The 12,573-nt window shown below is 64.5% G+C and carries 10 protein-coding genes and 3 pseudogenes; 6 read left to right on the top strand and 7 right to left on the bottom strand.

Going from position 1 to position 12,573, the window contains the following annotated elements; genetic code table 11:
- Nucleotides 1-96: 96 nt before the first annotated feature.
- From G6N41_RS16770 to G6N41_RS16750, 5 genes are all read left to right on the top strand, one after another.
- Entirely contained in the window at nt 97-312 is a 216-nt protein-coding gene (locus G6N41_RS16770) for a hypothetical protein (protein ID WP_198968061.1), read from the top strand.
- Nucleotides 313-384: 72 nt separating this feature from the next.
- Nucleotides 385-666 (top strand): hypothetical protein, encoded by a 282-nt coding sequence (locus G6N41_RS16765; protein WP_198965176.1) that lies wholly within the window; start codon nt 385-387, stop codon nt 664-666.
- Complete coding sequence (locus G6N41_RS16760; protein ID WP_198913342.1) at nt 642-803, top strand: hypothetical protein; 162 nt, start codon at nt 642-644, stop codon at nt 801-803. The genes G6N41_RS16765 and G6N41_RS16760 overlap by 25 nt, the downstream gene beginning before the upstream one ends.
- Before the next feature lie 5 nt (nt 804-808).
- Nucleotides 809-1,045 (top strand): hypothetical protein, encoded by a 237-nt coding sequence (locus tag G6N41_RS16755; RefSeq protein ID WP_198965175.1) that lies wholly within the window; start codon nt 809-811, stop codon nt 1,043-1,045.
- Complete coding sequence (locus G6N41_RS16750) at nt 997-1,356, top strand: transposase (RefSeq protein WP_198965174.1); 360 nt, start codon at nt 997-999, stop codon at nt 1,354-1,356. The genes G6N41_RS16755 and G6N41_RS16750 overlap by 49 nt, the downstream gene beginning before the upstream one ends.
- A 142-nt stretch (nt 1,357-1,498) precedes the next feature.
- Here G6N41_RS16750 and G6N41_RS16745 read toward each other — a convergent pair.
- Nucleotides 1,499-2,372, bottom strand: a pseudogene (locus G6N41_RS16745) (IS5 family transposase).
- A gap of 165 nt (nt 2,373-2,537) precedes the next feature.
- The gene (locus G6N41_RS28695; protein WP_231608547.1) at nt 2,538-2,816 is read right to left on the bottom strand and encodes a hypothetical protein; all 279 of its coding nucleotides are present in this window, start codon (nt 2,814-2,816) and stop codon (nt 2,538-2,540) included.
- Between the two features lie 242 nt (nt 2,817-3,058).
- Here G6N41_RS28695 and G6N41_RS16735 point away from each other — a divergent pair.
- Nucleotides 3,059-3,932: pseudogene (locus G6N41_RS16735) on the top strand (IS5 family transposase).
- A gap of 12 nt (nt 3,933-3,944) precedes the next feature.
- On the opposite strand, the pseudogene G6N41_RS30345 reads toward G6N41_RS16735, so the two are convergent.
- The 5 genes and pseudogenes from G6N41_RS30345 to pheS form a co-directional block, all read right to left on the bottom strand.
- Nucleotides 3,945-4,583, bottom strand: a pseudogene (locus G6N41_RS30345) (PE family protein); the annotation flags it as partial.
- Nucleotides 4,584-4,840: 257 nt separating this feature from the next.
- Nucleotides 4,841-6,355, bottom strand: a complete 1,515-nt coding sequence (locus tag G6N41_RS16725) for a PE family protein (protein WP_220075324.1) — start codon at nt 6,353-6,355, stop codon at nt 4,841-4,843.
- A 294-nt stretch (nt 6,356-6,649) separates the two neighbouring features.
- Nucleotides 6,650-8,632 (bottom strand): PE family protein, encoded by a 1,983-nt coding sequence (locus G6N41_RS16720; protein WP_198965172.1) that lies wholly within the window; start codon nt 8,630-8,632, stop codon nt 6,650-6,652.
- 235 nt (nt 8,633-8,867) lie between these two features.
- A complete protein-coding gene (pheT, locus tag G6N41_RS16715) occupies nt 8,868-11,357 on the bottom strand; it encodes a phenylalanine--tRNA ligase subunit beta (protein ID WP_012394199.1) in 2,490 nt (829 codons plus the stop codon).
- The gene (gene pheS, locus G6N41_RS16710; protein ID WP_198965171.1) at nt 11,357-12,400 is read right to left on the bottom strand and encodes a phenylalanine--tRNA ligase subunit alpha; all 1,044 of its coding nucleotides are present in this window, start codon (nt 12,398-12,400) and stop codon (nt 11,357-11,359) included. Before pheS ends, pheT begins: the two co-directional genes overlap by 1 nt.
- Nucleotides 12,401-12,573: the final 173 nt, after the last annotated feature.

The raw sequence follows: 12,573 nt of genomic DNA, 5'->3' as shown, positions 1-12,573 counted from the left end.
GCATCACGAGAAATGCCCGTGAAGCGTCCTCGGTGGATCACGTAAAAATGCCCGCGAAACGGTCGATCCTTGGCAGGCATGGGAAGTGGGCTGTCGATGTCGTCTCGGGCCGAGATCACCGCGAAGTTCGCCAGGGCGTATGTGGGGGCGCCGAAGGCGGACAAGGGGCAGATTCTGGATCAGGTGGTGGCGGTCACCGGCTGGTCGCGTGACAACGCCCGGCGGCGGTTGAGGGCGGCGGCCGCGCCGCCGGGAGCGGGTCGGCAGGTCGCCAAACGGATTCGCCGGCAACGTAATCCGAAGTACTCCTAGGATGCGCTCAAGGTGTTGCAGAAGGTGTGGGCGGCCTCAGGCGGGCAGTGCGGCCGGTATCTGGCCGCTTCCATGGCACTTCAGTTGGATGCTCTAGAACGCCACGGCGAACTGGTGGACGGCCGTGACCGTTACGGCCCGGCGGTGCGTGCCGAGCTGTTGGCGATGAGCAGCGCCACGATCGACCGCTACCTGCGCGGCGCCAAGGCCCGCGACCAGATCTCGGGTGTGTCGACGACGAAACCCTCCCGCTGCTGCGGTCCTCGATCACCATCTGCAAAGCAGGCGATGAGGCCGAAGAATCTCCGGGGTTCTTCGAAGGCGACACCGTGGCGCACTGCGGCCCGACACTGAAAGGTGAGTTCGCCCGCACGGTCAACCTCACCGACATGCACATCGGCTGGGTGTTCACCCGCACGGTGCGCAACAACGCCCACCCCCACATCCTGGGCGCCCTCAAAACCGGAATTACTAAAATCCCTATAAGGTAACGGGTTTGGACTTCGACAACGGCACCGAATTCCTCAATAAGGCGGTCATCAAGTGGGCCGCGGACATGGAGATCTTCTTCACCCGCTCACGACCCTACAAGAAGAACGACCAGGCCACCATCGAGTCCAAAAACAACCACCTCGTGCGTCGCTACGGGTCTACTACCGCTACGACACCGACGAAGAACGCGCCGTGCTCAACCGGCTGTGGCACCTGGTCAACGACCGGCTCAACTACCTGACCCCCACCATCAAACCCATCAGCTACGGCTGCAGCCGCGACGGTCACCGCCGCCGGCTCTACGACAAGCCCCAGACCCCCCTGGACCGGCTGCTGGCCGCCGGAGTCCTCTCAGCGGCCCAACAAACAGAGCTGCTCACCTACCGCAACAGCCTCAACCCCGCCGCGATCGCCCACCAGATCGCCGACCTGCAAGCCGCCCTGCTCAGACTCGCCAAAGACAAGACCGAACAGCTCTACCTCGCCGCCATACCCGCCGCTCTACCCGCCCTCAAAGCCGGCATCCGCATCAAAAGCAAGACCACCACCTGACCCCGATTTCGCGGGCATTCCTTACCTGATGCATGAACCAGGTTTCGCAGGCATCTTGACTTGATGCATCACGATCCATTCTGGCCTGTGTCGCGACCACGACTTAGCTCAAGGGTAGTCAGCACCAGCTAGGTCCTGTCTGCTAATTGCGGACGCGGTGGTAGGTGATGATGGCGGCCAGGGTGACACCGCCGAGGTAGGTCAGGGCGTATTTGTCGTAGCAGGTGGCGACCGCGCGCCAGTGTTTAAGCCGGTTGAAGCTTCGCTCGACGGTGTTACGGTGCTTGTAAATTCGGCCTGAGAACCCCGGAGGCCGTCCTCCGTTGCGGCCTTTGGCTTTGCGGCGGGTGATCTGGTCGCTGCGCTCGGGGATGGTATGGGCGATCTTGAGCCGGCGCAGCTGTGCCCGCGTCGAGTCATAGGAGTACGCCTTGTCCGCCAGCAGGCGAAACGGGGCGTATGAGTTGCTGCACCGGGCGGCCAGCAATGGCCAAAGCATCGGATTATCACCGGCTTGACCGGCCGACAGTGCCAGGGTGACCGGACTGCACAGCTGGTCGGTCAAGGCGTGGATCTTGGTAGTCAGCCCGCCGCGGGAACGCCCAATGGCGTGTTCATCGGGCTCATCGAGATATTTCTTGTAATTCGACAGATCCCCCTGTGCGGCGCCCGGAGCGCGCTCCGGCTGCGTGTCGGTGGGCGCGCACACTGGTCGAATCGACCGACAACAGTGCGCCCAGGTCGGCGTCCTCGGCGTCGAGGTCAGAGGCGATCGCCGCGAAGATCCGCGCGTAGATGCCATCGACCGACCAGCGTAGATGCCTCTCGGCCACCGATTGCCAGGGACCGAAGTGCTCGGGCAGGTCACACCACGGAGATCCCGTACGGTAACGCCAGATAATGCCCTCCAGAGTACGTCGATGATCGTTCCACGGCCGGCCACGCCGCCGCCCCGCAGGCAACACCGCCACGATCAGCGACCACAAATCATCAGAAATCGCATGCGTCCGCATCACCCAAACAGCATCAGCCAAAACACCATTCACATTAAGCAGACACGCCCTAGGCAGCGACCTGAACTCCGAAACTCGCGTTCAACGCCGCCTGGATGGCGAGTTGAAGATTGGCCAATGCTGCACTGATGTCTCCGGTGATTCCAAGAGCTGCGTTATCCAGGGCACTCACCCGGTCTGGGTCAGGCCAACGCTGGCGTTGGCGATGCCTGTCGACAGGGTGACCGCGGCCTGTGACAGCCCGGGCAGACCAACGCCGATGCTGGCAACAACAGCATCGCTGAGCGCACCGGTCACCTCTGCCGTGGCGTTTTGCCAGATCATCAGCAGCGATTCGCCCTTGCTCAGCAAGCCGGAAACACCTCCTGCGAGGCTGCTCGCCAGGGTTTCGCCGGTGCCAATCAGACCTAACAGTCCTCCCCCAATCCCCCCCTGCCAGGGTTGCACCGGTCTGTGCCAGGCCTGACAACAGCCCCGACGCCGTGTTTGCAAGGCTCGCCGTCAGCGCGGCGCTCAACTCCGCCGACAGGTCACCGCTTAGGCTGGCCGACAACACAGCCGACAGCTGGGTAGCAAGGTCCGGCAGGCCTGCACCAAAGGCTCCCGCCAGGTTCCCAGCCAGCGACGCGCCGGTCTGGACTAGGGCGTGTCTGCTTAATGTGAATGGTGTTTTGGCTGATGCTGTTTGGGTGATGCGGACGCATGCGATTTCTGATGATTTGTGGTCGCTGATCGTGGCGGTGTTGCCTGCGGGGCGGCGGCGTGGCCGGCCGTGGAACGATCATCGACGTACTCTGGAGGGCATTATCTGGCGTTACCGTACGGGATCTCCGTGGTGTGACCTGCCCGAGCACTTCGGTCCCTGGCAATCGGTGGCCGAGAGGCATCTACGCTGGTCGGTCGATGGCATCTACGCGCGGATCTTCGCGGCGATCGCCTCTGACCTCGACGCCGAGGACGCCGACCTGGGCGCACTGTTGTCGGTCGATTCGACCAGTGTGCGCGCCCACCGACACGCAGCCGGAGCGCGCTCCGGGCGCCGCACAGGGGGATCTGTCGAATTACAAGAAATATCTCGATGAGCCCGATGAACACGCCATTGGGCGTTCCCGCGGCGGGCTGACTACCAAGATCCACGCCTTGACCGACCAGCTGTGCAGTCCGGTCACCCTGGCACTGTCGGCCGGTCAAGCCGGTGATAATCCGATGCTTTGGCCATTGCTGGCCGCCCGGTGCAGCAACTCATACGCCCCGTTTCGCCTGCTGGCGGACAAGGCGTACTCCTATGACTCGACGCGGGCACAGCTGCGCCGGCTCAAGATCGCCCATACCATCCCCGAGCGCAGCGACCAGATCACCCGCCGCAAAGCCAAAGGCCGCAACGGAGGACGGCCTCCGGGGTTCTCAGGCCGAATTTACAAGCACCGTAACACCGTCGAGCGAAGCTTCAACCGGCTTAAACACTGGCGCGCGGTCGCCACCTGCTACGACAAATACGCCCTGACCTACCTCGGCGGTGTCACCCTGGCCGCCATCATCACCTACCACCGCGTCCGCAATTAGCAGACAGGACCTAGTGAGGGCGCCCGTGATGCCGCCGATCTGATCAGACAGCAGCGCGGCGCCGTCGCCGCCGATCAAGGCGGATGTGACGACGCCGATCTCCCCTCCGACACCGTTGCAGAACGGGCCCAAAGGTCCGGAGCCGACGAGCGAAGTCAGCGCGCCATTGCCCCCCACCAGCGGGCCAAGGAGCCCGCCAGTGCCCCCGAACAGGATCGGGTCCAACAGCCCCCCGCTTCCACCGAGGATCCCACCAACGCTTCCGCTACCACCTGAGCTAGTGCCGAGGATCGATCCCAGAAGCCCGCTGAGAGGATCGGCGGCAGCGGCCGCACCGCCGTTCAGCGATTGGCCGAGCAATGCTTCGACGTTGACGACCTCGGCACTGAGATAGCTTGCAGCGCCACCGTTCAACAAGCGCACGAGCTCGGCATGAAACACTGCCGCTCGGCCGTTGAGAGCCTGAAATTCCTGCCCATACGCACCGAAGAGGTGCGCGATGGCCGCCGATACCTCATCGGCGGCCGCAGCCGCCACGCCGGTTGTTGGCCCTGCGGCCGCCTCTGCCGCCGCCCCGAGCGTCGAACGGATGCCCGCCAAATCTGCCGCCGCTGCCGTCACCATCTCCGGATCAGCGATCACGAACGACATAGTCAGCTCCCCTCGTTGCCCAACGCGTAACGCACGGCGCAGGGCGCGGCTACCCAGAGGGTCTCAGCCCCAAACCTGTTAGGCGAAGAATTGGCCGCAGGAGATTTGGAGCCACGAATCTGTTCGAGGCATGCCGAGACAACCGGATGGCCGTGGCTGCGACTCTCAGTCAACGCGACACCTTCACCGCCGGAGCCGACCACCACGTCGCACCTGACCGTGCATCGAGACCCGCACGGACAGGTCCGCGCCATCTACTAGCTGAGCTTGATCGCATCCGCTAGCTGCGCGGACGCGCTCTGCAGGCCAGGGATGAGACCACCAAACTCCGTACCACCGAGGGTTATTTGTTGAGTGATCGGAGGCGTATGCGGGAGCACCCGGAACACCACGGTCGACTCCACAGGCTGCATCGGAGTCAAAATCCCACCAATCGGGATCGCTGACGTCAACGACTCTGTTCCAGAAATGGGCGACAGGTAGGTCGGCAGATCCAGCGTTATCGTCCCTTCGCCATTGAGGAACCCGTTGGCGATGACGGCAGGCGCATCAACAATGGCACCGAATGCCCCCGCGACATCGCCAGCCTGGACCGCATCAATAAAGGTCGTCGCACTTTGCAAAGCTGCCTGACCGGTGACGATCGGCGCCCCCAGCGCATCAAGAGCAAGCGTCAGAGGAAAACCAGTGGTGAACGATGGATTCAACAAGGAGATGTTGGCCATGATCGATGTGTCGGTAACCGTCTGCAGCACGTTGGTCATGTTCTGCGAAATCTGACCGGGGATGGTGGTTATGGGCAGGAGATCACCCAAGGCGCCCTGCACGGTAACAACTGGCACATTGGTGTAATCGAAGCCGTTAAAGACCAAACCGAGGTAGCCCTTCCCCAGGATCTCGACCGCTCCACTGACATTGCCGGTCATGAGTGCTTGGAAGGCCCCCTGGTAGGCCGCCGGCAACGCCACCAATCCCGCCCCGAAGTCTTGGACCGAGTTCGACAAGGACGTAAACACCGTATTGGCGTAGGTCTGTTGGTTGGCGATGAATTGACTCAGGAAGGGCGCCGGATCGGCATTCCAGGTAGCGCCGATGGCTTGCAGGTTGGTCCACGTGTTGTCGAATAGGGTCTGGTAGGCGCCGCCAACTGCAGCGGGGCTGCTCGCCGCCGCCGACAGAGCCATCGGGGCCGCTAGCGCGGTAGGCACCTCACCGCCCCAGGCGCCCGCAACTCCCGGCAGGCCACCGAACATTCCCGGCAAGCCGCCCGCGCCGCCAGTACCGGCTTCAGCAAGCAAATAGTCCACGGCGTCATACACCGGAGCACCGCCATCGCCGCCCTTGCCCATCAAGATTCCACCGTGCCTGCCATCGCCGCCGGCCACCGTCGCGTTGGCCCCGTCGGCGATCAGCGACCGTCCCAGCAGCATTTGCGTCGGCGCATTGACCACCTGGAGCAATTCCTGCATCGGCGGCCCGAAGACCGAAGAGTTCAACGCCTCGGCGCTGACATATGCCGCAGCGCCGCCACTCAGCAAACCCTCGAACTCGGCTTGAAACGCCGCCGCTTGGGCATTGAGCGCTTGAAATTCCTGCCCATAGGCACCGAACACTTGAGAGATCGCCGCCGACACCTCGTCACCGGCGGCGGCCACCACCGCGGTCGTGGGACCCGCGACTGCCGCACTGACTTCGCCTAACGCGGAGCGGATTGCCGTAAGGCTTTCCGTGGCCGCGCTGACCATCTCCGGCTGCACAAGTAGAAACGACATCCGTGGCTCCTCTCGCCCCGCCGTGGCGACCTCCCGATAATCACCAAGGCAGGTCGAGACTAATAGGGCACTGTATTAACCCGCTGGAAAACTGATGAATTTGTTCTCGCGCCCTAAGATATGACCCCTCCGCTCCGGGCCAGATCCTGTGGGAGTCCGATACCCACGAAATGGGGCGAGGTGAACCCCACTCATGTCACAGCAAACGGCGAACACCTCAACGGCTGGTCGGCGCGCCCGCGACGGCGAAGGACAGATTGGCGGCACCGCCGATGATCGGGCGTCGCGGCAAGCTCAGTCAGTGGCTGGGCTTGCGCCGATCGCCTCGGCAAGCTGTTCGGGCAGCAAGGTCAGGAGCCCCGGTGCAACGCCGCCAAGCGGTGTGCCATTGACGGTGGCCGTGACGCCAAGATCTGGAATGGTCGCGGTGTAGGGGCCGGCCGGCACAAGAATTCCGTCCATCGGCAGATTCAGCGTCGTTGGGATGCCCAATGCGTCGATCGTCAACGGGAATGTGGACTGACCGTTGAGCAAGCCATTCGCAACGACAGCAGGAGCATCCAGCACCGCCGCGGTCGCCGCCAAGACGTTTCCGCTTTGCGCCGCCGTGACGAACGCTGTCGCGCTGTTACCAAACGCATCAAGCGCATCGACAGGTCCGCCGAGGGCTTCAACTCCTAACGCCAACGGCAAACCCATAGTGGCGTCGATGGCCACCCCGATACCGGTGGGGCTGCTCGGATCTACAACGAGGGTCAGCGTTGAGGTAACGGCCGTGTTTGTGGCGGCGTTGACGATGTTGGTAAAGTTCTGCGATACCAGTTCCGGTACCGATCCGGCTGGCAGCAGGTTGGTGAAGTTCTGCGCCATCTGCCCAGGAATGCCCAAGATCGGCAAGAGGTCTCCAACTGTCCCCGTCGGAGTGATGCTCAGGACGGCATCCGAACCGGCAGTCACGTCAAAGCCCGTGATGAACAGGTTTGCCAAACCCGACTCGAGATGGTCGGCCGCGCCGCTGACATTGCCGGCCATGAAGTCTTGGAAGGCCGCCTGGTAAGCCGCCGGCAATGCCGCCGCTCCGGTACCAAAGTCATGGGCGGCGCTTTGCAGTGCCGTGCTGATCGTCTGGGCGTAGCCGAGCTGATTGGTGACCAGCGAGTGTAGGAACGCGCCCGGGTCAGCGGCCATTAGGGAGTGGGCACCGAGCTGGATATCGGCCGGCAAGTGCGCCAAAGCCGCGGGCAGATTGCTGACTGAGCTTTGCAGCGCAGTCGCGGCAGTCTGCGCGTAGCCCATCTGGTTGGCGATGAGCTGATGCAGGAACGGCGCCGGATTGGCCGCCCAGGCGCCGTCGAGACTTTGCAGGTTGGTGACCGTATTGGAGATCAGCGTCTGATACGGCGCGGCGACGACGTCACCGAATGTGTTCGGGGTGACAGGAGCCGGCGCGGATGTCCCTGGCGTGTCTGTGCCGCCCACCGCAACGCCGCTGCCGGAACCAGACCCACTCACCGCGACACCGCCATCCGAACCGGGGTCACTCACCGCGACACCACCATCGGAGCCGGGGTCACTCACCGCGACACCACCATCGGAGCCGGGGTCACTCACCGCGACACCACCATCGGAGCCGGGGTCAGTCGCAGCGACGCCACCCGCGGACACAGTCGTCCCGTCGGACGACGAGGTGGTAGTGCCGGAGGTAACCGCACCATCCGTCGCACCGGCCGAGACAGTGCCAGCGGTCGCACCCGAGGCAACCGAACCATCCGTCGCACCGGCCGAGACGGTGCCAGCGGTCGCGCCGGACGAAACAGAACCGGTCGTCGAGCCGGACGCGACCGAACCGCTCGTCACGCCCGAGTTCGATGTTCCCGTGGTCGCGGACTGACTGCCGGATCCGCCGGTGCCGATTATCGGGTGCCCCAACAGCGCCTGGGCAGGCGCGTTGACCGCGTTCACCAGCCCCTGCTCGGCCATGGACAAGTCTTGTTGCGCGGTGGCCTCGACGCTGGCATAGGCAGCCGCACCAGCCCGCATCAACCTCACCAGCTGGTCGTGAAATCCCCTCAGTTGGGCGCTCACGACCTGGAATTCCTGGCCGTGGGCGCCAAATAGCTGCGAGATCGCCGTCGATACCTCGTCGCCGCCGGCAGCCAGCACGTCGGTCGTCGGCCCCGCCGCCGCCGCAGTGGCCTCACTGAGCGCCAAGCGAATGCTCGCCAAATCGCCCGCCGCGGCCGCCACCGTGTTTGGCACCACATTCACAAACGACATATCGCTCGCCTCTCGCTCCGCTGCGACGATGACCGCTGGTCACCAGGCAGGAACAAAACTAGTGCGGCAACGGCGACGTGCGCGAAAGTCGAAGCGAACTGACAGCATTCACTACGGTACCGGACAGGAGCGTGCGGAATCAGAAGGCACCGGTGCGGGGGCCGTGGCAAATCGGCACGAAAGTGCCCCCGTGTCGGGTCGATGTGCCCGGGCCACCCGACGCCTGGTCAATCGTTCAGCTGCGCAAGACGGCGCCGACTCGCTGGGCAGCGCATTGCACCGCGGCGTCGCGTGCCGCGCTCGCGTCGTCTTCGGTCAGCGTGCGATCCGGTGCGCGGAACCGCAGCGCGAAGGTCAACGATTTTCGATTGTCCCCGATTTGTGGGCCGGTAAAGACGTCGAACAGCTGCAGATCCTCCAGCAGATCTCCGGCACCGTCTCGGACGGCATCGGCGACCATCTGTGCCGAGACGTCGGCGGCCACCACCAGGCTGAGATCCTGGAACACAGCGGGAAAGGGTGAAACCCGCGGTGCTGGCAGCGTTTCGACAATGGGTATCGCGTCGAGATTTAGCTCGAGCGCGCAGGTGCCCTTCGGCAGGCCGGCCCGTTCGATCACCGCGGGATGCAGCTGGCCGGCGTGACCGACGACGGCTTCACCGACGAGCACCTCCGCGCATCGCCCCGGATGCCACGGCAGGTGTTGCGTGGCCCGCAGCATCACGTCGACGGCGCTGGCGCGCGCGATGATACGCACCGCTTCGAAGGCGTCGGCGGCCTCGACGGCGCGACCCGGGCCCCACGGTCCCCGCGGTTCACGTAGGCCAGTCAGCACCGCGGCGACGTGCTGTGGTTGGCGGGGCAGGGACGCATCCAGCGCGGCAATCTCCCCGTCGGTGGGCCGGCGGTGCACGGGAATTAGCTCGATGCCGCGAGTCTGATCAGTTGGCTGGACCACCTGCGCCACGGCGTAGAGCGCGACATCTGCCAGACCCCGGGAGACGTTGCGCCCCAGTGCCTCAAGCAGCGCGGGAAGCAATGTCGTGGCCAGCTGGGGACGGTCGGCCTCCAATGGATTGACAACATTTGTCGTCGCCCGTCGCGGATCGTCGGCGGCCAGCCCCCACAGGTCAAATACGCCGGCGGGCAGAAAAGGCGTCGGCAGGATCTCGGTGAATCCGGACAGTGCCAGCGACTTTCCGATCGCGCGGCGGCGCCGCTGGCCAGCGGTCAGCCCGCGACCCGCTGGCGCGGAGGGCAGCACCGAGGGAATAGCCTCGAGCCCCTCCAACCGCATCACTTCCTCAACGAGGTCAGCAGGCTGCTGAAGGTCCGGTCGCCAACTTGGCGGTGTCACGGTCAACGCCGCCTGGTCATCGACAAGCACCTCGGCACCGATCTGGGCCAGCCGCCGGGCCGTTGTGCCCGGGCCGTAGACCACTCCCGCAAACCGATCCGGCAGGTCAGCGTCGATCCGGATCGGTGGTGGCGACCAGTCATCGCGCGGCGGGTCACCCCGCCAGTCAGTCAGCGTCGGCGACACCGCTCCCCCGGCGATGTCGGCGAGCAGCGCCGCACACCGATCCAGAGCGGCCACCGAAACTGCGGGGTCAACCGACCGTTCGTACCGGCGCGCCGCCTCACTGGGCAAGTGCAGTCGCCGCTGCGTGCGTGATACCGCGGCGGCGTCCCATATCGCCGCCTCGAGCAGCACATCGGTGGAATCGCCGCGCACCTCGGTGCTGGCCGCGCCCATGACGCCCCCGATCGCGGTGGTCGCGACCTCGTCGACGATCAGCACGTCGGTGGGATCGAGCCGGCGTTCCACATCGTCGAGAGTGACCACGGTTTCCCCGGGCCGGGCAAAGCGCACACTGAACGCCCCGCTGATCCGGTTGCGGTCGTGCGCATGCATCGGGTGACCCAGTTCCAGCATCACGTAGTTGGTCACATCCACTGCCGGCGAGGTCACGCGCATACCGCACATCAACAGCCGGCGTTGCAGCCACCATGGCGACACAGCACCCGGGTCGATGCCGGTGACGGGACGCAGCGCAAACCGGCGCACGCCGGTCTCGGGGTGCACGTTCAACGGCCATGCTTCGCCCTCGGCCGGTAACGGTGCTACATCGGCGGGATCGACAAAGTCCAGGTCGAATGCGCACGCGATCTCACGGGCCAAACCGCGGATCGACATGCAATAACCACGGTCGGGGGTGATGGCCAGATGGAAGACCACGTCATCAAAACCCAGGATGTCGGCGGCCGCGGCCCCAGGCTGGGCGGTTCCGGGCGGCAACACCAGGATCCCGGAATGCTCAGCCCCCAGACCGAGTTCGGCCGCCGAGCACATCATCCCCTTTGATTTGCGGCCATAGGTCTTGCGGACGACGATCTCGAATCCACTGGGCAAGATGGTGCCTGGCAGGGCCCCTACGACCAGGTCACCAACCGCAAAGTTGGTTGCGCCACAAACAATCTCGCGGCCCTCGCCCTCACCGAAGTCGACGCTACAGGCACGGATCGGCTTCTTGAACCCGGAGAGCTCTTCAATCTCGATCACGCGGCCAACGGTCAACGGCCCGGTCACAGGTCCCACCGGAGTCACCGCTTCGACTTCGTGGCCGATGCGCACCAGCGCCTGCTCGAGCTCCTCCGGCGAGACATCCCACCCCGGCGCACCGGCCGCAACAACCTCACGCAGCCAGCTATAAGGGACACGCATCAGGCACCAACCCCGAACGGCAACGAGAACCGGACGTCGCCTTCAACCATGTCCCTCATGTCTGGAATTCCATTGCGGAACTGCAGCGTTCGCTCAAGACCCATACCGAATGCAAATCCTGAATACACTTCTGGATCAATTCCCGCGGCCCGCAACACGTTTGGATGCACCATTCCGCAGCCGCCCCATTCCACCCAGTCAGCTCCGCCCTTCTTGTTGGCAAACCATACATCGACCTCGGCGGAGGGTTCGGTGAATGGGAAAAAGTGCGGCCGAATTCGGGTGCGCGCCAGTGGCCCGAATTCCGAGCGGGCAAAGGCATCCAGCGTTCCGCGTAGGTGCGCCATGGTCAACCCACGGTCCACGGCAAGACCCTCTACCTGATGGAACACCGGCGTGTGGGTGGCATCGAGCTCGTCGGTTCGGAATGTCCGGCCGATTGAAATGATGTAGACCGGCAACTCGCGCTCCAGCAAGGTCCGTACCTGCACCGGCGAGGTATGGGTCCGCAGCAACTGCCGAGAATCCTCCGGCGCGATGTAGAAGGTGTCTTGTTCGCTGCGCGCGGGGTGATCAGGCGGAAAGTTCAGAGCATCGAAGTTGAACTGCTCGGTCTCGACCTCCGGCCCTTCCGCCAGCTCCCATCCCATCGCGATGAAGGTGTCGGCGATGTGCTCGGCCAATATCGTGATCGGGTGCCGCGCGCCGGTCGGCTGCCGGGTCGACGGCAATGTGACGTCAATGCGCTCGGCCACCAACACGGCCGCGTCACGTTCGGCCCGCAGGACCGCCAACCGTTCGTCATAGCTGCACTGCGCGTCACCGCGAGCGAGGTTCACCGCCTTACCGGCGTCCGCGCGCTGTTCTTTGGGAAGCGTGCCCAAGGATTGGCGGGCCAGCGCCAGCGGCGAGCGGTCGCCGAGGTGCTCGGTCTTGGCGCGTGCCAATGCCTCCAGGTTGTCGGCCGAAGCAAAGGCCTGATGGGCAAGTTTGACTACGTGCGCCAATCCTTGCGGCGAAAGGTCGACGGGTTGATCACCCACGCGGCGACACTCTCCTTGCTGACGAGGTTGGGTATAGCTACCTGGCTTCCCCCCGCACGGGAGTGGTGCTTGTACCCCGCAGGGGGCCACCCACCTCAGTCCGTCCCCCGTCCAACAAGTAGGTCCTCAAAGGACCCACGTCATCGCGGGGTGGGGTCACGGCACGGGTACGA

The sequence above is a fragment of the Mycobacterium shottsii genome (assembly GCF_010728525.1).
GTDB lineage: Bacteria > Actinomycetota > Actinomycetes > Mycobacteriales > Mycobacteriaceae > Mycobacterium > Mycobacterium marinum.
This window is presented reverse-complemented; position numbering and strand designations above follow the sequence as displayed.